Origin of the sequence: Halobacillus sp. B23F22_5, assembly GCF_043497085.1 — a bacterium.
GTDB lineage: Bacteria > Bacillota > Bacilli > Bacillales > Halobacillaceae > Thalassobacillus.
This window is the reverse complement of sequence record NZ_JBIEKI010000001.1, coordinates 388,559-409,405: the sequence shown is the minus strand read 5'-3', so window position 1 is coordinate 409,405 and position 20,847 is coordinate 388,559. Positions and strand designations below refer to the sequence as shown.

The following is a 20,847-nucleotide window of genomic DNA, read 5'->3' as shown; positions in this document are numbered from 1 at the left end:
GTATATGAACATCCCCCTCCCCCGGTAATTCTCCTGCAAAAATTCCATTGCTTTATTACACTAAATTCCCTTATAGTGGAAAGATAATGAGTCGCTAAGGGGGTTGATGTAAATGGATGAAAATAAAATCGGTATTATCTATACAGGCGGAGCGTATGTATTATGGGGGTTCCTCCCTATCTACTGGAAGCTCGTACAGGAAGTCTCACCGCTTGCTATCCTCGGCCACCGGATCGTCTGGTCGTTTGTTTTCATGACAGGAGTAGTCCTTATTTTACGCAGATGGCCAGCTTTTAAAGCGGAGATACGGAGAACTTTAAAAAATAGAAAAAGTGCTCTCGGGATCACGTTCGCTTCGATCGCCATCAGCATCAATTGGCTGACATACATTTGGGCAGTCAACACAGACCACGTCGTAGAAGCCAGCCTGGGATATTACATCAATCCTTTAGTAAGTATTTTGCTTGGCATGATTTTTTTCAAGGAAACCTTCACTCGACCGCAATGGTTAGCGTTCATACTTGCTGTGGCGGGGGTTGGCTATATGACCATCAATTTCGGTTCTGTGCCATGGCTTGCGTTATTATTGGCGTTCAGCTTCGGGGTCTACGGTCTATTGAAAAAAACGGTCGATTTGAATGCCATGTTCGGCTTGACTATTGAAACATTGATTATGACTCCTGTCGCAGCTATCTACCTGGTTAGCCTGCCTCAGGGAAATTGGGGAGAAATCCAGTGGATATCGATGACGTCATTGTTACTATTCGGAGCAGGTGTCGCTACTGCCATCCCACTATTGCTTTTTGCCGGCGGAGCTAAACGGATTCCGCTTTCGATGGTCGGCTTCTTACAATATATAGCTCCTACGATCATGCTGCTTATCGGAGTATTTTTATATAATGAACCATTCACTAAAGTTCATATCGTTTCATTTTTATTAATATGGTCTGGACTCTTGATTTACACATATTCCAGGGTCAAGCGACTGCGTAAGTATGATCAGGCCGCTTAGCAATGCTCTCAGGTATTTGGTATGGTATGATGAAATAAAGAACTTCTATTAATGAAAGGGGCAATTAGTATGGGGCTGTTAGATGAACTAATGGGTAATGCTTCCGAAGTTGATATGAAGGACGTCGAAAAACAACTCGAGAAAGTAGTCACTGCTAATGAACGAATTGAGAAAGCATACAAAGTTTTAAGGGACATGATGATTTTCACGAATAAACGTATGATTTTAGTAGATAAGCAGGGAATGACAGGTAAAAAGATTGAATTCCATTCAATCCCCTATAAATCTATCACGCATTTCAGTGTAGAAACAGCCGGCACTTTCGACCTCGATGCCGAATTAAAGATTTGGATTTCAAGCACCTCGGAACCGATTGTAAAACAGTTCCGCAAAGATAAAAGCATTTATGATATCCAGCAGGCAATCGCAGAGTATGTAACCCAATAACGAAAGCACAGGAGTATATCCTGTGCTTTTTTTTATGTCTGCTCCACTTCTATAATTTCATCCAGTACCGGATAAGCCGCTTCTACTCCTTTTTCCGCCACCAGACAAGCAACCCCTAGTGGAGTCTCCCAAAAAGAATCAGGAATCTGCGGAGTTTTCAGGCCTGCCGGCTTGAATAATGCCCTGTATATTCTTTGCACATGCTGCTGGGTCAGCTGCCTGTCCTCCACCCGCTCTCCTCTTGCTATTAAAAATACATAGCGCATCGATTGGAAAAGGTTGTCACCAGGCATGAAGGTATATTCTTTGAATAACTTCAATTGTTTTACCACATCTTCTTTCAATCCATTCCTTGCCTGTAAATCGTCCAGATGGGCAAGCAGGTGGCTATAAACTTGCTGGAAAACCCTTCTTTTTTCTTCCTGCATGACTTTATCCGTATAAATTTCCTGCATTTTTTCATACGCTGAAGCTTTGGTCCACATATTCCGTCGACCTCCCTTTCCCTAATTTACAGCTCTTCTACCTTTATATTAACATTATTTTCCGACTAAAAAGAAGAATCACCCTGCTTGAATTCGGGTGATCCTTCTCCTATTTTCATAGATTATTCGTGTCCGTTCCCTTTTCCTTTTTCATGCCCTTTACCATTACTATTTTCGTGCCCTTTACCTGTTTCTTTCTCAGGCTTTACGGAATTGGCAATCAAATTGATAATCTCTGTATTGTCCATTACCCCTTCAAAGTCTTTACTTCCTGTACCCGCGGCAAATACCGGTACCATATTACCTGTATGGCCGCCTGTATCGCTTTCAGCCCGGATGTCGGTATCTACTGCACCGACTTTATAATGATCAGCAATCACGGAGCCTATTTCCCAACCCACACGGTAAGCTGCATAAACTTCCCCATCATTGTCTTTTACATTTGAAAGGAACTCATCAACTTCTTGATCTGTTAAGTCGATAGCAGCATGTTCGCTGAATACCTGTTTTACACTTTCAACTGTGAATGTCCCTGTCGCTTCATCTTTCTCGAGTTGCTGTGCCATATATTCCGGAGAAACTTCGATATTTTTCAATGACTCAATATCCATTGGTTCAGTCGCTGACATACCCATTGTCTCGTGGTCAGCCAAAACAACAACCAAGGTGTCCTCACGATCTTGTGACCACTTCACCACTTGTTCAACGGTACGATCGAATTCCATTGTCTCCTGCCATACCCCAGTTGCATCAGCAGCATGAGCAGCATGGTCAATACGGGCACCTTCCACCATCAGGAAAAAGCCGTCTTCATCCTGCGAAAGTACATCTAAAGCTTTGTTCGTCATGGCTTCTAAGGTTGGCTCCTCACTATTCAGCTCATCACGGTCAGTCTTATAACTCATGTAAGAGTCGTTGAACAAACCTAGTAATTTATCTGGTGTTCCTGATGCTTCAAGACTGCTTTCATCGGTGACATATTCATAACCTTTTGATTGGAAGTCATCGATCAGTCCGTTTCCTTCCTGGCGGTCAGCACTGAAGTAATTCTTACCGCCGCCCAGTAATACATCATACTCGTTTGCAAGCATTTGCCGAGCAATCTCCTCCTGGCCTGACCATCTGTCCGCAGCACTTCCCCCAAAAGCCGCTGGTGTAGCATCTGTTACTGTATTCGTTGAAATGAGGCCTACTTTTTTGCCGGCATCTTGATATAAATCTAATATACTATCAACTTCTTCTCCCGCAGCATCTACACCGATGCCCCCGTTATAAGTTTTACTTCCAGTAGCAATTGCTGTACCGGCTGCGGCCGAATCAGTAACAAAATTATCAGCCGAATATGTACGCAGCAAGCCTACATTTTCTAAAGATTCCATGTAAAGCTCTTCGTTTTTCCCACCTTCCAGCAATCTGGCAATCTCCATCTGCCCTACGCCCATGCCATCTCCAACCATGACAATGACATTCTTAGGAGAGTTCTTATTTACCTCTACTTGTTCTTTTTCCTCACTATCTGCTGTAATCGAAAAAGGAAGTGTGTCAGAAGCAAAACCGAAAGCGCTTCCAGAAACGATGATACCTGTTGTGATAATAGCTGATAATTTCTTCTTAATCGACATATTATTCCCTCCACTTGGATTTTTTGTAAAATTTTGAATGCAAATCCAGTGTAAATAATAGGTAATAGAATCGTCAACAACGGCCCCTTGAAATTGCAATATAACTCTGAAAACACTACCTATTTACTAGAAAGCCAGCTATTCCAATCTATGAAAAACATAAAAAAGTCCCTTCCACCGAAAGGGCCTTTTAGTATAAATTATTCATCAGTCATCATGCTTTCCGCTTCCTGCTTAATCGCTTGCCATAAAATCGGCGTATCTTTAGAGTGATGTTCCAGTAATTCAGGAAGATGCGGGGTGATTTTGTTCCAGACAATCGGGTTTGCAGCCATAGTATCCATAAAAGCTGTTTCCTTCGGTGACCAGGACCGGAGCGATTGTATGTAGTCCAGGGTCAATTCATAAGATGGCATCAACTGCTGATCCCGCTTTTTGTGGTACTCCTTCATCACTTCATCCCACTCAGCTCCGCCACTATATTGTTCAATAGCATCCGCTAACAAGAATGACTGCAGGAAGGCGTCGTTGATGCCCAGACCTGTGCTCGGATCCTTACTATGACCTGCATCTCCTATTAGTGCCCATCCCTTTCCGTAAGGCGTCCGGAAAAAGTTTTCGACCCCGGCACTTCCAGTTATGCGTCCCTGCAGTGCAGCTTGCTTCATTCTTTTATCCATTCGATAAAATTGCTTATAGTGATGTTCAAACATTTTCTGAGGCTGACTGGCAAACTCTTTGAATTCATCCGGGTGTATTTCCAAACCAAGACAATCTCTCCCATGCTCCATCGGAAACAAAAACCCGATTCTACCGTCCTGAAGAAAGATTTCTGTGGCGGGCTCCTCCAGCGGTTCTAACCCTTGATAATATCCGTAAAATACCGGTCTGAGGGCTGGAAGTTCGTTATACTTTTCAGCGCCTACCCATTCAGCTATTTTTGACCGCATCCCATCTGCCCCTACAACAATAGGGGCATGAATATTTTCTTTGCTCCCACTTTCATTGATAACTTCCACTCCAAAAACACGGTCTGAGTTCCAAATAAGCCCGGCAGCCCGAGTCTGTTCCCTCAACTCTACTGTCGAATTATCCAACGCATGTCTGGTCAGGATATAATCGAGAAAATCCCGTTTGGGAACCAGCGTATATGATGTCCGCGGTCCTTCAACCAAACTGTCCTTTATGTAGGTCCGCATCCTTGTTATTTTTCTCAGTCCACCCTTTTCCACGTCTTCCAATACACCTAATTGTCTTAAATAGTCAAGATGTGACAGGTGGTGAGTAGAAAGTGTATCGCTAGGGAATGATGCTTTATCGATCAATAACACCTTTTTTCCCTGTCTGCCTAATAATATCGCAAGGCTCGCTCCCGCTGCTCTTGCTCCTACAATGATGACATCATAGTCAGCTTCGTTCATCCTATCCCGCCTTTTCACCATTCATCTTATTTAAGGATAGGTGAATTTGAGGACTTTTGCCATTAGAAAAACTTGGCTTGTCGCCAGGTACTTATGTGGAAACCCTTAGTTTTTTCTTATACGTTAATTCCTTAATAAAGTTATACTTTCTTAAAGCACTAAAAACCCCCGCACATTTAAATGCGGGGGCTTGTCGTATTAATACGTTCTCTCTTCGATTACTTCCTTATTTTCATCCTGGATGGATAATTTACTTGGCTTATTTTCTTGTGCCATCTGTTCTGCTTTTTCAATGGCTACCGATTTTTCATCGTATAAATCTGTCGGAGCTGTATCCTCAATTTTTACAAACCAGCCTGTTACGTCTTTGTTAGGTTCTACACTATATTGTTTCATGTTATACACTCCTCTTCCTTCGTTCTTGCTACCTATGTTCCCATTTTGCTCTTCTATAAAACATCACCAGCTTTATCTGATAATATAGGCTCTTTAAACGTTGTGGTTGATTTTTAACAGTCTTAATTCAATTATACGGCCGAAAAGTCGAAGACTTGATTTCGAGATATTGTTTGAGAGAAAGGTGTGTGTGGGAACGACTCGCTTTCCACGGGAGTCCGTTGAGCCTCCTCGAGCTAACGCTCTGTGGGGTCTCACCTGGAACTCTTTTCCCGTAGGAGTCTCCCCGTTCCCCCACGCCCCTTGCCACATAAGATTATCGAAATCACCTTTGAATATCCTTACCTAATTTAAAGAAAAATTCCGTTACATTGCTGTATTGATCGTTCTTTCTGCACCAAAAGTACCTACTCTTGATAGTAGTTTCGAGATTCTTACAATCCTATGGTGTCTGGGAAAACGGTGAGACTCCTCGAAAATGCTACGCATTTCCTTCGTGCGGTGTTTTTTCAAGAAGCTTATTCAAAGTCTTATGGGATCAACATGATCGGTGAGATCCCGGAAGGCGAAGCCTGAGAAAGCTCACTACATGCCCATGTAAAGCGAGTGATTTCCCGGACCTCCAAACGATCACCACCATAACGGAAGCAGTTTCTCCGAAACTGAGTTTTCAACAAAAGAGAGTTTAACTAGAAAATTCACCACTGAGAATAAAAAAGTGTTTGACTTTAAAAAATTTATCATCTAGAATACGTAGCAAGCATAAATATTGGATTAAACAATCGAATCTCTTATCGAGAGCGGCGGAGGGACTAGGCCCGACGATGCCCGGCAACCATCAAGCATTGCTTGAAAAGGTGCTAATTCCTACAGATCTGTGGATCTGAAAGATAAGAGGAGGAAACGTACATACGCCCTCTTCTTAGGAAGAGGGCTTTTCTATTTCCCTCTACCTCCTTTCAACTCCTCCCACTTTTCTGAACGGAATGCTCTCTCTTTCGAAACGATTGCTTATTTCATAATCATTTGAAGGAGGAATTTTCATGAGTTTTTCATCCCATCACTACAATCCTGAGACCCTATTGCTGCACGGAGGACAGGAAGCTGATCCTTCCACTGGATCCCGTGCGGTGCCCATCTATCAAACTACTTCCTATGTTTTCCGTGATACGGAGCACGCCAAAAATTTGTTCGGCTTAGCAGAACCAGGGAATATTTACTCTCGAATCATGAATCCGACAGTTGATGCTTTCGAACAGCGGATCGCGTTGCTTGAGGATGGAGCAGCCGCTGTCGCCACCTCTTCCGGAATGGCTGCAATCACATTGGCGATTCTGAACATCGCTTCTGCAGGTGATGAAATCATCGCCTCCACTAATTTGTATGGCGGTACGTATAACCTATTCACCCATACACTGCCTCGTTATGGCATCACCGTCAATTTTGTAGACAGTACGGATCCAGAAAATTTCAGAGAAGCTATTACGCCTAACACAAAAGCGATTTTCTCTGAAATTATCGGTAACCCGAGCTTGAATGTATTGGACATTGAAGAAGTTGCCGATGTTGCTCATGAAAACGGCATCCCGCTTATCATTGATAACACCTTTGCCACCCCATATATTTGTAAACCATTGACCTGGGGAGCGGACATTGTCGTGCACTCAGCTACCAAATGGATCGGCGGTCATGGAACAACCATCGGTGGCGTAGTCGTCGATAGCGGACGATTCGATTGGACGAATGGCAAGTTTCCTGGATTCACAGAACCCGACGAGAGCTACAACGGGCTTCGCTATGCATACGATGTCGGTCCATTAGCATTCTCTATCAAGCTGCGTGTCCAACTGCTGCGCGATATTGGAGCCTGCCTCAGTCCGCAAAATGCTTTCCTATTGCTTCAAGGGCTGGAGACTCTGCACCTTCGTATCAAACAGCATACGGAAAACGCGCGAGAAGTCGCCCAACACTTAACCGAGCATGATGGAGTGGAATGGGTGAATTATCCTGGCCTTGAAAACCACCCTACCCATCATTTGGCGAAAAAATATTTACATCATGGAGCAGGGTCGATTGTCGTATTTGGAATCAAAGGCGGCAGAGAAGCTGGCCGTAAGATCATTGATAATATTAATCTATGGTCTCACGTAGCAAATGTCGGGGATGCTAAATCATTGATCATCCACCCCGCATCCACTACTCATCAACAGCTGAGCGCCGATGACTTGGAAAAGACAGGAGTTACAGAAGAATTGATCCGGCTTTCGATCGGACTGGAATCCACCGAGGACTTACTTGCTGAGCTGGACCAGGCAATTGCCATCGCTACAGGAGAAGAAAACCCGGCGGGGCCGGCCAAAGGAAAAGACACTGTTCAAACAGTACTTGGATCCTCTCTGGATCGTGAAAATGGCGACCTGAGACGTCGTGTCATCACTACGGCAGGAGAACTCTCTGACAGTGGCAAACAGGAAGTTAAAAAGCTGGAACGTTTAGGTTTTATCATCAAAGATATCTCTGAAAAAGATGAACTGCTAGATACCAAAGTCGATATCGTCTATAGCGAATCTGCAGTTGAAACCAATAACAATAAAAAAGAAATCACTAACCTCTCTCCAACTTTGGTCTGGGTGAAAGAGAATAAAGCTGTCACGTTTGATAAGGATCTTGAAACCGTAGCAGGAGATAACCTTTATGAACGCGCAGTTACTCTTCGACAAGCGACGGATCACTCGGATGCAGCGCTGACTTTATAAGAAACTGAGATATAGAAATAGTCTGTTGGTAGAATACCCGGCAGATGCAAGGGCGAAGGAGGATTACCATGACGAAAATAAAAGCCGCACTGCTTGGTTACGGTACGGTCGGGCAAGGAATTCACGAAGTTCTTCATGAACACCAGGAAAGGTTCCGGACCCTCCTGGGGAAGGAAGTAGAAATTGTTGCTATCCTTGTCCAGAATCCTTCTAAACACAGGGACCTTCCGGAAAATATAGTAGTGACTACAAACTTTGAAGAAATTATTACCCTTCCTGAACTGGATGTTGTATTTGAAGCGATTGTAGGTGAGGAACCGGCACTTTCCTACCTCACACACGCTTTGGATAAAGGTGTCCACGTCATCACAGCAAACAAAATGATGTTCGCCAAGCATGCGAAATTCCTGCTTGAAAAAGCTCGGGAAACCCATGCGAAAGTAGGTTTTGAAGCTACAACAGCTGGTGGAACTCCTGTAATTCGTACGATTGAGCAGCTATTGCAGGTCAACCGGGTAGAAAAAATTGAAGCGATCTTAAATGGTACCAGCAATTATATTTTGACAGCGATGAGCGAGCGTTCCATTGATTTCGAAACTGCCTTATCCGAAGCGAAAGAAAAAGGTTATGCAGAATCAGATCCTACGAATGACATCGATGGGACGGATGCATTCAACAAGCTGATGATTTTAAGCCAGCTGATATTCAATGACCAGCCGGATTGGAATAAGGTAGAAATAACAGGGATCCAGGACATTACTAGTACGGATATTCAGGATGCACAGGATAATAATGAGAAATATAAACACATTGCTGTCATATCTAAAGAAGGAGATCAACCAAAGGCTGAAGTTTCACCTTTACTGCTCTCCTCTTCCCATCCTCTCTATAACATTGACGGAGTGGATAACGCCATTGCTATTTCGAGTAATATAGTAGGTACCATCACCCTGATCGGACCAGGGGCAGGCAAATTACCAACAGCCAGTGCAATGGTTGAAGATTTAGTTGCCATATTCCAACACGAACCTGAGAATCATTCCATACACCAATACAAAAACCAGGCAGCAGTATAAAGAAAGCAGCAAGCTCCTCTAATCAGGAGCTTGCTGCTTTTCACCTCTATGGAAGCCATGCCAGCACAGGCACTGCACCGGCCATATCTGTTTGTTCCTCTTTCTTCAACTCGCTTACAGTTACAAACTGGTAACCTTCCTCATCCAACCTTCTGAGCAGAGGTTCGATCACTTTGTCTACATACGGTGATGCTTCCTGCAGTGATATGATTGCCCCATCTTCTGCTTTAGCCATCACTTCTTTAATAATGGATTGCGGCTCTGACAGACGCCAAGTTTCAATATTATGACTATTAATGATCGGCAGCCCGGCAACTTGTTGAACTTCTTTATTTACATGCCCATAAGGAGCTTTTACAATGCGAGGATGTTTTCCAGTCAATTCCTCCAGCTTAGCTGACGTACGATGTAATTGTTCTTCTATAGCAGACGGTTCAAGTCTGGTCAATTCACGGTGGTTCCAGGAGTGGTTCCCGATTTCATGTCCGGAAGCAGCGATTTGCTTCACCAGTTCTGGATAATAAGCCAGTCGGTTTCCGAGCACGAAAAAAGTCGCTTTTCCGCCATAAGTCTCTAATTCCTCCAGCACCTGTTTCGTTACTATCGGGTGCGGTCCGTCATCAAATGTCAAAGCAATTTGCTTATCTTTCTGTCTTTTCCTTAGCTGCTTTGTACTTCGCTTGGTATCCTTGAATGATGAGCTAAGGTTTTTAGAAAGGGGCTCCTGCTCCGGGTTATTGTGTTTCAAAGCCTGGGAATATCTTTCTTTCATAATGTCACTCAGTTGATATTGAGGCACTGTCACCTTCACAACCGGTGCTGTCTTTTTCTCATTGGACGGCTGGTAATAAAATGTCATGCCATCTTCGTTGAAAGAAAACTTTTGGAAGCTTTCTTCTTGAGGAAGGATAGAGCGTTTAACCCAATCTTCATCAAAACCGGACTCCAGACGCTCGTTGATAAGCAACTGGTTTATCACATATTCCGATAGCTTACCTAAATAATCGCTATCCTTTTTGAACAAGTGTGCCACTTTTAAACGCTTTCCTTTAGAGACATCAAAGTTAAGGACAGAATTACCAATTACAGGATGCTCCCCCCCGAAATCAACAACTTCTTTGAATTCAATACTGACAATTCCCCCGGAAGTATGAAGAAGCTCAAAGTCAATGTTAAACTCATGTGGCTCTTTGCTGTTCTCCTCCTGCTTCAATTGGTAGCTGTCTTGTTTGAACTTTGCTATATTTTTCTTCACATAATCCACTATTATCTGGTTCAGTTGATCATTGGAGGTCTGAGGATAGTGTACCGCTAACCGGTAATCTTCATATTCCTCGATGATAGACTCTATTTCAAAATTCAGTTGTGTTTCATTGTCACCCTTTGATTGCTCGCTTGCCTTTTTATCAGTACTTGCTGTTGTGAATGAACAAGCAGTTAATAGTATGAGCAACAGAATTGTTATTGATATTATCATTCGCATCATAGTTAGATTACCCTTCTATGGTTAAAGTGAGTAACCTTATTGTAACATGTTTGTAATATTAATCGACATTTTTTTTAGTTTATAGCGAAAAAATGCTATTTCTATCACAAATTCGTTCGAACGTCCCATAATTCTGGAAAAAAACGATGGTCGAGAACCTTTTTTAAATAACCGACACCGGAGGATCCGCCGGTTCCTGTTTTATGCCCAATGATTCGTTCAACTGTTTTCATATGACGGAAACGCCATTGCTGAAGCCAATCTTCGATATCGACCAGCTTTTCAGCAAGCTGATAGAGATCCCAATATTTTTCGACATTTTCATATACAGTCGTCCAGGCAGCTTCCACAGTAGAATCACCGTGATACGTTTCGGTGAAATCACGATTGACAAGGTCAGGGTTAATATCGAGTCCTGCCTTTGCAAGGGCTTCGATTGCAGCATCGTAAATGCTTGGCGATTCATAAGCATTTGTCAATTTAGCGTGAAGCTCTGGATTTTTCTCATAAATTTTCAAGACATGCGATGTCTTGTAACCAAGAGCGAATTCAATCATGCGGTATTGGTAGGATTGGAAACCGGAAGCCTGTCCCAGCTGATCACGGAACTGAATATATTCTGCTGGTGTCAGCGTTGATAAAACGTCCCAGGCATGGATTATTTGGGTTTGGATTTTAGAAACTCTGGCAAGCATTTTAAAAGCACCCTGTAAATCGCCCCCCCTGATTGCATCAATGGATGCGCGTAATTCATGCAAAATCAATTTCATCCAAAGTTCACTTACTTGATGGATAATGATAAACAGCATTTCATCATGATGGTCGGACAAACGATTTTGAGCGTTTAGAAGTTGATCAAGGTCAAGATACTCGCCATAGGTCATGCGTTCCCGGAAGTCAGTATGTACTTTTTCATTCGCTTTGGAATCTTCATACTTCAATACTTTCACACTCCTTTATCATTATTAGTTATAGTTTACCATGTTCTCCCTGTCTCTTTTAAAATTCCCCCTTAGAAAGACTTGGCATATCGCCAAGTCCTACGTTTTTCTTATCCTTTAACCCTTAAATTTTTTAAAGTAAAAAACCCACCAGCTTTCACTGATGGGGCCTGATTAATTAGATATAACTTCCACTGGATAATTGAAGAATATACCATTCTCTATTACCCCTGGGATTGCATTCAAGTCTTGTTCTGTCGTCAATCCGATATGGTTAAACCTTACCTCTAATATCAGATTACCGGCTTCCGTAATAACCGGACCATCTTTATGTTTGGCCATCCTAAGGCCAACTGCGGAAACATCCATTTCCTGCAGCCTCGTTTCAACAAGATGGATAGCGCGTGGATCAATTTCCACTGGCACAGGAAAATTATGACCCAGCCGGTTGACGAATTTGCTTTCATCTACCAGGATATACGTTTTTGGTGAGCTGGCCATCACCAGCTTTTCTGCAAACATTGCTCCTCCACGACCTTTGATAAGGTTGAATTCCGAATCGACTTCATCCGCGCCGTCGAAGCCCCAATCCGGCCTTGCTTGTGCTAAGGTGGTAGTCGAAATACCTGCTCGCGCACAGCTTAAAGCTACTTCAACTGAGGTGGGTATAGCAGTTACTGTCAGATTTTCTCTTTTCACTTTATTAGCTATTGCCTGAATAGCAAGAAAGGAGGTAGATCCTGAGCCGACTCCTATTACCTGCCCATCCTTTACATGTTCTGCCACTTGAATAGCCACTTGCTCCTTTTGCTCTCTGTTTGAAATATCACCCGTCCATTTCAAATTTCCTGCCAATTGATTGTTCCATTTCAACACAATCACCTCTTCCGTCTATATCTAGTTGTAGTATTCCCAATAATCAATTCTATAAAGCGCTTAATTGATGGCATTATGATTCCTGGTCACTTAAAATAGAGCAAGAAGCTAGCAACGGATAAGGGGGTAATTGTTTGGGAACTTATTTATTACGGGGCATCGGTCAAATGCTGCTGATCGTGTTTGGCGGAATATTTATATGGAATTTGATTCGGTACGGAAGTCTTTATTTTGTCGCATTAGGCATGGCAATTGCAGGATGGCTGCTCTATTTCTGGGGAAAGAAACGAGAAAATAAAAAAGAGGGAACTAGTTGACACTTAACTGTTCCCCCTTTTAATTTGTAAACACGATTAACAGGCTTTTTATTTACAATAGATCCAGCGGGCGAAGCTTGGCTTCGATTTCTTCACGCTCGTGCTCCAAAAATGGCGGCAGGGACAAGTTTTCGCCCAATGATTCAATAGGTTCATCCACATCGAAGCCAGGTGTGTCCGTAGATAGTTCGAACAAAATGCCGTTCGGTTCCCGGAAGTATAGCGCTTTGAAATAATGGCGGTCTACTTTTCCCGAATTGGGTACGCGGGCTTGCTTGATGCGCTCAGCCCAGGCATCATACTCTTTCTCATCCGGCACACGAAAGGCTACATGATGAACACCGCCCCTGCCAAGGCGTTCCTTTGGCAGGTCAGGATGTGTTTCAAGATGCACCTCAGCACCCGCTCCTCCCTTGCCGGTAGCATAGACCTCTATATCCGGAAGGTTTTTACTAATAAGGGATGGGTAAGAACCGACATTTGTAAAGCCCATTAAGCTGGTTAACACTTTTTCCGTCGGTTTCAAGTCAGCAACAGTCAATGTCACTGGCCCCAGCCCCACAATCCCATACTGCTTTGGAATCTCTTCTGTTTCCCACGGTTCACCAGGTTCTACCCCTGCTTCATCGTTATCTGCCACTAATATTAGTTTGGTACCTTCATTATCTTCAAAAGCAAGCGTTTTTCTCCCTGCACGCTGGATGATTTCGCCATGGGTGACACGCTTTTCCTCAAACCTTCGCTTCCAAAATCGTAATGCCTCCGTGTTGTTAACACGAAGTGAAGTCGCCGATATGCTCGACACACCTGGGTGAGTCCTGCCCAGCATCGGAATATCGAAAAAGGTCACCTCTGTACCCGGGTTTCCTTTCGCATCCCCATAGAATAGATGATACGAGGTTGTATCGTCCTGGTTGACAGATTTTTTAACCAGACGCATCCCCAGCACTTTTGTATAGAAACGGTAATTATCTTCAGCTTTTCCGGTCAAAATGGAAACATGATGCAGGCCTAATAATTCCATGTTAGTGCCTCCTGTTAATTATCTCGAATTTGAGATAATTTTATAGTAAAACTGAATGAAAGTCAACTAAGTAACCTGGAGGGTGCATAAAACCTTACATGGTAAGGTGGCTAATAACTATTACAAAAGCCAGGCCCCTTATTTTTACAAGTCCTGGCTTTCTTTATGCAGTCTTCCACAGCTAGTTATTTAATTGTTGAAGTCTATTTTTTAAATAATTGATACTAATCTCTAAGCTTTCAAAGGGTGTCAGGCGACTCTCATCCTGTTCTACGATCCACCATTGAACCCCCACTTCTTCACCCGCTTCCACTTTCCTGGCGCAAGGTATACATTTGCACAGCAACTGGTATATGTACCATCCCAATTCTCCCCTTCCTTCCAGTCATTGGACCAAATCGTGTTTGAAAGCATAAATGACTGCCTGTGTCCGATCATGCACTTCCAGTTTACCAAGAATATTACTGACATGAACTTTGACGGTTTTCAGTGCAATGTACAACTCATCTGCTATTTCCTGGTTGGTTTTCCCTTCTGCTATCTTCAACAGAATTTCCAATTCACGACCTGTCAACTGTTCATGCAAGGGCTCCTCCGGTTTCTTGCGCATGCGATTCATAATTTTCCCTGTAACTTCCGGTTCCAGGATCGACTGCCCCTCATAAGTGGCCCGAATAGCCGAAGCAATTTCGTTTGCTTTCGAGGTTTTCAACATATAACTAGTGGCACCGGCTTCAAGCGCAGGATAAACTTTTTCATCATCGATGAAGCTAGTGACAATGATTATTTTTGCTTCGGGCCAGGCATCAGTGATTTTTCTGGTCGCTTCAATTCCATCCATTTTTTTCATAACCAGATCCATCAGGATGATATCCGGCTTCATTTCTAAAGCTAATTTTACAGCTTCCCCTCCATCATCAGCTTCAGCCACCACCTCGATATCCGCCTGAGCGGAGAGATAGGCGGATACACCAATACGAACCATTTCATGATCGTCAGCAAATAGCACTTTAATCATTGCCCTCACCTTCCTTTACCGCAGGAACTTTTACTTCAAGCCGTGTCCCTTGCCCTACTATACTCACGACCTTTAATGTCCCACCTACTTCAAAGGCTCGTTCCTGCATGTTCTGAAGCCCATAGGAGCTTGTTTTCGTCTTTTCTACATTAAACCCGACTCCATCATCGATGACTCGCATGATAATTATTTCATCGCGCTCAATCAACATCACATGAAGACTATTTGCTTTTGCGTGCCTTAAAGTATTAGAGATCGATTCCTGTAAGATTCGAAACAGCTGGTCCTCTACGCCTTTATCAAGTTTGAGGTTTTCAATATTCCAATCAATCGTCATCGGAACCTTTTGTGTCAGTTCTGCAAGCAGTTCCTCTACACCTTCTCTGATCGATTTTCCCTTTAGAGCTACCGGGCGTAAATGAAGCAGCAGCGCCCGCATCTCCAACTGGGATTGATGGATCATTTTTTCCACCATAGCCAATTGTTTTTTTGTACCCGTATCATCCTGGTCTTCACCTTCATTGATTGCTGACATCATCATCGAAGCAGCGAATAACTGCTGACTGACAGAATCATGCAACTCCCTGGCCAGGCGGTTACGCTCCTGGATGACTACTTCCTGCAGGCTCTTCTCCCGTTCATTCGCTCTCTCCGTCGCCAAGCGCTGCGACAGTTCTACCTGTTTCTTCATTTTTTCTTCAAGCTCGGAGATATGTCGATGAATATCTATGATTTCCTGAACAGTCTCATTTTCCGGTTCGCTGCGTTTCTGCCCTTTGAGTAAATCGTTCAACTGCCGATCGATACTATAAAGCTTTCGTCGCCAGAACCAACCGTAGGATATACCGGTAATCAAACCAACACTTACAGGGAGGATGATGATCCACAGCAGATAGGGAAAATCAAACACTTCTACTTCCCATAAGTCTGTCCAATCGTGTAACGGAAAAGCAAGGAAAGTTGCACTTGCTATGATTACACCCGTAATTACGGCGAAGAGGATACCGGAGAATATTTGACGTATCACCATATTCATACCCGCTTCACCTCGATATCACCGGAAAGCACTGTCGTTATAATTTTCACTTGCGGCCGCTTTTCCCCATAACCTTCTGTTTGATAGGCAAGTTTCTGATTGATCAATTTCGTATGAGGGTTATCAAAAATAACCGCACGTCCGAATACTGCACTATGAGAGATGCTCACTTCGACTTCATAAGGAACATAAATTTCGATATTTCCAAACATGTGGCGAATCGAGATGACCGCTGTTTCATCAGGAAGCACCGTATTGCTGAGATCGATGATCCGATCGCCGAATCCCCCATGGATATTGATATCTTTCCATTGAAACGCTGTATCTGCTGTTTGCTGATTACCAAAAAATCGTTGCTGGAAAAGAGGTTCTATCTTAAACAGCTGTTCTGGAATATTCGGGGACCCTTCCGGCTTCACATAATCTGCTTCATTTTTAGAACGGGAATAATGAAACAAAAACAATATCAGTATAGCCACAATTAAAAAGCGGACCGCCATCATATTAAGAATAGTGAAAAACAGACTGACAGTTCCGACCCAAAACAGCACCTTAGCCCATAAATGAGAGTATTTCTTCCAGCCGACATACATCAAAAATCCAGAAAACACTACAGAAAAAATCAGGCCGCCATTGAAAAAAGCTACTTCCAGCACAAAAAGGAGGGCACCAATGATAATAATCCAGTTCCATGTGTCTGTATTCATCCATTTAAGCACAAGGCGCCTCCTCCTTTCTTTTTTATGTATAAAAAGACGCATAAAACTGCGCCTTTTTAGGATATCATGTTTTTAATGATTCGCTGTAGCCTTTTCTTGTTCCTGCATTTGCTTTTCCAGTTTAGCGATTTTACTGTCGAATGTATTGTGATAATAAGCACTGTTCACTTTATACTCCAGGTTATCGATATAATGCTCCATCTCCTGAAAGCGATTATAGGAATTTTCTGATGTGTGCTCGATTACGTGGTTCATTTTGTGATGAGCTCGTGCGACATTTTCCCGCCCCATCAATTCCATCCGCTTCAAATACATATCTTTCAATCGATGCTTCATATCCTCGTATTTACGCTCCAGCTCCTCCAGATGCTGAACTGCATCCTGGCGGGATACTTTCATACGTTCTGCCCGTTCGCTGTATTCCTCGTACTCTTTCATGGCGAATTCGTACATCGTCTCTTCCCCGGCACGCTTGGCAATCTCAGCTTGTTTTTGCCGCTTTTCAGCCATGTCTTGTGCTTTCATCTGTTCCCGGGCAAATTCTTCTTTTAATTTATGCTGTCGTTCCACCAATACTCTCACTTTTTCCGTTTCCTGTTCACTTTGACGCAAATATTGATTCAAAACAGCCATCGGATTCTTTTGTTCCTTCTTATCCAATATTTCATGGAAATCAGCAGTAATTGTATCTTTCATACGCGTGAATAAATTAGCCATTAAAAAACGCTCCTTTGTTTAGTGTTAGTAGTTTTTCATTTCCGACCATTGCTTTTCGAAATTCGTGAACGGATCCTCTTTTTTCGAGGGTACGATTATCTCGTCATCATGCTTTTCGTGCTGCCACTGCTTATAAATTACATACAAGACATATGCGGCACCAACACCTATAACCGCATAAATGTTAGCAAATGCAATGCTTAGGATAAGCAGGCCTGCTATGACCCATCCGATTTTACCTGCTGTAGAATCGCTCTTGATGAATTGCCTGAATACGATATACAACAGCCATACGCTTACCCCAAGCAAAACCATCGGTCCAAGATTAGCCAGTAATACAAACAGAGCGATCAGCCCCGCAATAAACAACATAAACTTTTTCATCATCCTGCCTCCTTTCTGTTATCTTGACTTCATCTTACCTTGTAAAACGATGGTTAATAATGAGCCTAAGCTATATTTCCATATAAGACCTCAGGCGTATTATTTTTTAGGTTTTTTTAAAATTGCACTGGTCATATAAAACAAAAATGTGTTAATATACATATTATCGTATATTTATTCTTTCGTTGGTTTCGATTTACCAATGATAAAATCTACTTTATTGTTCATACATCAGGAATAGCACTGCATAAATATAAGATTAAAGGAAGAGAGGAGAAATGGTTAATGATTCAGGAACAGACGGTTGCCAAACCGGCAAGTACACTGTTTGGTAAAAGCTTTTTGACACTAAAAGATTTCTCGGAGTCTGAAATACACCATCTGATTGATATGGCAGAAGATTTAAAAGCTAAAAAGAATGCCAGTATCCCTCATCGCTATCTAGATGGGCAAAATATCGCTATGTTATTCGAAAAACCTTCGACACGGACACGATGTGCTTTTACAGTCGCATGTAATGACCTGGGGGCCCGCGCAGAATACCTGGGGAAGAACGATATTCAGCTCGGGAAAAAGGAATCGGTTCGGGATACAGCCAAAATACTTGGTAGCATGTTTGATGGAATCGAATTTCGAGGGTTCAGCCACCAGACAGTCGAGGAATTGGCAGCCCATGCAGGGGTGCCCGTATGGAATGGTCTGACAGATCTCTATCACCCCACTCAGGTGCTTGCTGACTTTTTAACCATCAAAGAACAAGCTGGACGTTTGAAAGGGATCACGTTTGTTTATGTCGGTGATGGACGGAATAATGTGGCCAATAGCCTGTTGATCGGCGGTGCAAAAGTTGGGATGGACATACGGATTTGTTCCCCTGAAGCACTTTTCCCAGAAGAATCAATTGTCCAATATGCCAATCAGACAGCAAGCCAGACAGGTGGAAAAGTGACTGTCACGGCCAATATTGATGAAGCGGTGGCAGGAGCAGATGTTCTATATACCGATGTATGGGTATCCATGGGAGAAGAAGATCAATTCGAAGAACGGATCAAGCTGCTCCACCCTTACCAGGTCAATCAAACGATGGTTGAGAAAACGAATAACAAAGATGTCATCTTTCTCCACTGTCTGCCGGCTTTTCATGATATAGAAACAGAAGTGGGAAAAGAAATCTACGAAAAATTCGGGTTATCCGAAATGGAAGTAACAGATGAAGTTTTCCGCAGCAAGCATTCCTTCGTTTTCTCCCAGGCAGAAAATCGCCTGCATACGATTAAAGCACTGATAGCAGCAACCAACCAAAAAGCATAGTTTTATTTTGAGTGGCAGGGAGGGAGTTACTTAACGGGGCTTTCTTCTGACTTAACCCCTGCCCATATAAAAGCGGATTACCTCCCGTAAGGTAATCCGCTTTTCTTACTCTATGATCTGCAATTCTTTCGGAAACTTCGTTAGTGTCTCATAGCCATCCTTTGTAATCAATACATCATCTTCAATCCTGACCCCGCCAATTGCCGGATCATAGATGCCAGGCTCAATGGTGTACACCATTCCTTCTTTCAATTTTCCATCATTCATGTGGCTCATAGAAGGAAATTCATGCACATTGATACCCATACCATGACCGATGCGGTGCGGGAACTTGTCTCCATATCCTGCAGACTCGATAATATCCCGGGCAGTCTGATCCAGGTTGCCGATCCTCGACCCTGGCTTACTAATTTCCAAGGAAGCTTTCTGAGCTTTTAAAACCGTTTCATAAATCTCTTTTTGCTGATCGTTGGCAGACTGATAGACAAACGTACGTGTAATATCAGAAGTGTAGCCCTCAAGTACGACTCCTAAATCAAATAATACGAAATCGCCTTTTTGAAGCTTGCGGTCGCCAGGCGACCCATGGGGCTGCCCGGACTTTTCGCCGAATAATACCATAGTGGAAAACGACATTTCACGGACGCCTTTTTTCTTGAGCTCATATTCGATTTTCGCAAGCACTTCCATTTCCGTAATTCCTGCCTTCAGAGCTTCTACGCCTGCTTTGACGCCATAGTCGGCAAGTTCAGCGGCACGGCGAATAATCTCTATTTCGGAAGCATCTTTGATTACACGCATCTCATTCAATATACCGGAAACGTCAACGATCTCATGTTCCGGAAATAATTTTAATAACGATTCTGTTCTGCCATAGGATAGAACATCCTTTTCGATACCTAAAACGGATAGGCTGGTCATTCCTTTTTCATTTAATGAGTCCCCTAACATGGCCCAAGGATCTTCATGGTCAGCGTAGCCGATTACTTCATATTGCCAGCCAGATTCACGCAGCTGGCCGCTTTCCATTCCAGGAACAATGGCTACCGGTTCCGCTTCCGGAAAAACCATCAACCCTATCAGACGCTCATGAGGATCCGTATGAAAACCACTTAAGTAAAAGAAGTTCTCTTTCCCGTTAATAAAAGCACCATCTATGCCGGCTTCTTTCAAAAGCTGCCCCAAATTCTGCAAGCGTCGCTTCATTCTACCCACTCCTTATTATGTACATTCTTCCTCTATGATAGCGGAAAAGACTGCTTCTTAAAAATAATAAAAGCTGACCGAGGGGTGGTCAGCTTTAACAAGCTCTGTTAACTATCCAGTCATCAATAACATCTTTTAACAGTTTCGATATTACAATAGAGTTTTCATACTCTCGCCTATCTCTCTGAAATCATTCATCACCTTCATAAACGAAGAATCAGCAAATTCCTTCCTGTCAATCCCCTCTTCACTCCATTCCGTCATCCCCTGTTGGAACTCCTGCTTGAACTGTTCACCCATAGATAACAGCTTATCCTTCACCTCTTGAATATACGTAGGTATTTGAGTCTCTGTCACCTTTTGTTTAGTAGTATCATAAGCATTTTCTAAATAAGTCAGTATATTAGTTTCTTGTAAACTTTCTTTAGATTTTTCATAGGCTCCTATAAAAAATTGCTCCACTTCCTGGACAACCTTCTCCCCGTCTTCGCTGTAACTACTAGAAGCTTGGACGGTCCCTACTTGACTGTATGCGGTCAGAAGTGAAGCCGTGAAAAACAAGACAAACATTTTTTTCAAATTCATTCCTCCCAGATG

General features: G+C 43.0%; 21 protein-coding genes and 1 riboswitch. Of the genes, 6 read left to right on the top strand and 15 right to left on the bottom strand.

Annotation, left to right across the window (positions count from 1 at the left end; translation table 11 throughout):
• Nucleotides 1-112: 112 nt before the first annotated feature.
• Complete coding sequence (rarD, locus tag ACGTN9_RS01960; protein WP_499590000.1) at nucleotides 113-1,012, top strand: EamA family transporter RarD; 900 nt, start codon at nucleotides 113-115, stop codon at nucleotides 1,010-1,012.
• 69 nt (nucleotides 1,013-1,081) lie between these two features.
• Nucleotides 1,082-1,459 (top strand): PH domain-containing protein, encoded by a 378-nt coding sequence (locus tag ACGTN9_RS01955; protein ID WP_499590504.1) that lies wholly within the window; start codon nucleotides 1,082-1,084, stop codon nucleotides 1,457-1,459.
• Nucleotides 1,460-1,491: 32 nt separating this feature from the next.
• On the opposite strand, the gene ACGTN9_RS01950 is transcribed toward ACGTN9_RS01955, so the two are convergent.
• The 4 genes from ACGTN9_RS01950 to ACGTN9_RS01935 form a co-directional block, all read right to left on the bottom strand.
• On the bottom strand, nucleotides 1,492-1,944 hold the full coding sequence (locus tag ACGTN9_RS01950; protein WP_499589998.1) for a hypothetical protein: 453 nt from the start codon (nucleotides 1,942-1,944) through the stop codon (nucleotides 1,492-1,494).
• A gap of 122 nt (nucleotides 1,945-2,066) precedes the next feature.
• On the bottom strand, nucleotides 2,067-3,566 hold the full coding sequence (locus ACGTN9_RS01945; protein ID WP_499589996.1) for an alkaline phosphatase: 1,500 nt from the start codon (nucleotides 3,564-3,566) through the stop codon (nucleotides 2,067-2,069).
• A 200-nt stretch (nucleotides 3,567-3,766) separates the two neighbouring features.
• A complete protein-coding gene (locus ACGTN9_RS01940) occupies nucleotides 3,767-4,987 on the bottom strand; it encodes an NAD(P)/FAD-dependent oxidoreductase (protein ID WP_499589994.1) in 1,221 nt (406 codons plus the stop codon).
• Nucleotides 4,988-5,185: 198 nt separating this feature from the next.
• The gene (locus tag ACGTN9_RS01935) at nucleotides 5,186-5,383 is read right to left on the bottom strand and encodes a DUF2188 domain-containing protein (RefSeq protein ID WP_028784235.1); all 198 of its coding nucleotides are present in this window, start codon (nucleotides 5,381-5,383) and stop codon (nucleotides 5,186-5,188) included.
• 788 nt (nucleotides 5,384-6,171) lie between these two features.
• Nucleotides 6,172-6,280, top strand: a riboswitch (SAM riboswitch).
• Nucleotides 6,281-6,426: 146 nt separating this feature from the next.
• On the opposite strand from ACGTN9_RS01935, the gene ACGTN9_RS01930 reads away from it, so the two are divergent.
• Together ACGTN9_RS01930 and ACGTN9_RS01925 are read left to right on the top strand one after the other, a co-directional pair.
• Nucleotides 6,427-8,139, top strand: a complete 1,713-nt coding sequence (locus ACGTN9_RS01930; RefSeq protein WP_499589991.1) for an O-acetylhomoserine aminocarboxypropyltransferase/cysteine synthase family protein — start codon at nucleotides 6,427-6,429, stop codon at nucleotides 8,137-8,139.
• 68 nt (nucleotides 8,140-8,207) lie between these two features.
• Nucleotides 8,208-9,215: a homoserine dehydrogenase gene (locus tag ACGTN9_RS01925; protein WP_499589989.1), complete on the top strand. Its 1,008-nt coding sequence runs from the start codon at nucleotides 8,208-8,210 to the stop codon at nucleotides 9,213-9,215.
• Nucleotides 9,216-9,261: 46 nt separating this feature from the next.
• On the opposite strand, the gene ACGTN9_RS01920 is transcribed toward ACGTN9_RS01925, so the two are convergent.
• The 3 genes from ACGTN9_RS01920 to rpiA form a co-directional block, all read right to left on the bottom strand.
• Entirely contained in the window at nucleotides 9,262-10,692 is a 1,431-nt protein-coding gene (locus tag ACGTN9_RS01920; RefSeq protein ID WP_499589987.1) for a polysaccharide deacetylase family protein, read from the bottom strand.
• Between the two features lie 113 nt (nucleotides 10,693-10,805).
• Nucleotides 10,806-11,642, bottom strand: a complete 837-nt coding sequence (kynA, locus tag ACGTN9_RS01915; protein ID WP_499589985.1) for a tryptophan 2,3-dioxygenase — start codon at nucleotides 11,640-11,642, stop codon at nucleotides 10,806-10,808.
• Nucleotides 11,643-11,816: 174 nt separating this feature from the next.
• A complete protein-coding gene (rpiA, locus tag ACGTN9_RS01910) occupies nucleotides 11,817-12,518 on the bottom strand; it encodes a ribose 5-phosphate isomerase A (protein WP_499589983.1) in 702 nt (233 codons plus the stop codon).
• A gap of 134 nt (nucleotides 12,519-12,652) precedes the next feature.
• Here rpiA and ACGTN9_RS01905 point away from each other — a divergent pair, with 134 nt between their 5' ends.
• On the top strand, nucleotides 12,653-12,835 hold the full coding sequence (locus ACGTN9_RS01905) for a hypothetical protein (RefSeq protein WP_499589981.1): 183 nt from the start codon (nucleotides 12,653-12,655) through the stop codon (nucleotides 12,833-12,835).
• Between the two features lie 52 nt (nucleotides 12,836-12,887).
• On the opposite strand, the gene ACGTN9_RS01900 is transcribed toward ACGTN9_RS01905, so the two are convergent.
• The 6 genes from ACGTN9_RS01900 to ACGTN9_RS01875 all read right to left on the bottom strand — a co-directional run bounded on the left by ACGTN9_RS01900 (nucleotide 12,888) and on the right by ACGTN9_RS01875 (nucleotide 17,733).
• Complete coding sequence (locus ACGTN9_RS01900; RefSeq protein ID WP_499589979.1) at nucleotides 12,888-13,859, bottom strand: ring-cleaving dioxygenase; 972 nt, start codon at nucleotides 13,857-13,859, stop codon at nucleotides 12,888-12,890.
• 385 nt (nucleotides 13,860-14,244) lie between these two features.
• Entirely contained in the window at nucleotides 14,245-14,877 is a 633-nt protein-coding gene (locus ACGTN9_RS01895) for a response regulator transcription factor (protein WP_499589977.1), read from the bottom strand.
• Nucleotides 14,870-15,913, bottom strand: coding sequence for a sensor histidine kinase (locus tag ACGTN9_RS01890; RefSeq protein ID WP_499589975.1), 1,044 nt, complete (start codon nucleotides 15,911-15,913; stop codon nucleotides 14,870-14,872). Before ACGTN9_RS01890 ends, ACGTN9_RS01895 begins: the two co-directional genes overlap by 8 nt.
• Nucleotides 15,910-16,632 (bottom strand): cell wall-active antibiotics response protein LiaF, encoded by a 723-nt coding sequence (gene liaF / locus ACGTN9_RS01885; RefSeq protein WP_499589973.1) that lies wholly within the window; start codon nucleotides 16,630-16,632, stop codon nucleotides 15,910-15,912. Before liaF ends, ACGTN9_RS01890 begins: the two co-directional genes overlap by 4 nt.
• A gap of 72 nt (nucleotides 16,633-16,704) precedes the next feature.
• Entirely contained in the window at nucleotides 16,705-17,349 is a 645-nt protein-coding gene (locus ACGTN9_RS01880; protein ID WP_499589971.1) for a PspA/IM30 family protein, read from the bottom strand.
• A gap of 24 nt (nucleotides 17,350-17,373) precedes the next feature.
• Nucleotides 17,374-17,733 carry a lmo0954 family membrane protein gene (locus tag ACGTN9_RS01875; protein ID WP_499589969.1) on the bottom strand — a complete coding sequence of 120 codons (360 nt, stop codon included), beginning with the start codon at nucleotides 17,731-17,733 and terminating at the stop codon, nucleotides 17,374-17,376.
• Nucleotides 17,734-18,018: 285 nt separating this feature from the next.
• On the opposite strand from ACGTN9_RS01875, the gene argF reads away from it, so the two are divergent.
• Nucleotides 18,019-19,044, top strand: coding sequence for an ornithine carbamoyltransferase (gene argF, locus ACGTN9_RS01870; protein ID WP_499589967.1), 1,026 nt, complete (start codon nucleotides 18,019-18,021; stop codon nucleotides 19,042-19,044).
• Nucleotides 19,045-19,149: 105 nt separating this feature from the next.
• Here argF and ACGTN9_RS01865 read toward each other — a convergent pair whose 3' ends face one another.
• Nucleotides 19,150-20,250 carry a M24 family metallopeptidase gene (locus ACGTN9_RS01865; protein ID WP_499589965.1) on the bottom strand — a complete coding sequence of 367 codons (1,101 nt, stop codon included), beginning with the start codon at nucleotides 20,248-20,250 and terminating at the stop codon, nucleotides 19,150-19,152.
• A gap of 150 nt (nucleotides 20,251-20,400) precedes the next feature.
• Entirely contained in the window at nucleotides 20,401-20,829 is a 429-nt protein-coding gene (locus ACGTN9_RS01860; protein ID WP_499589963.1) for a hypothetical protein, read from the bottom strand.
• Nucleotides 20,830-20,847: the final 18 nt, after the last annotated feature.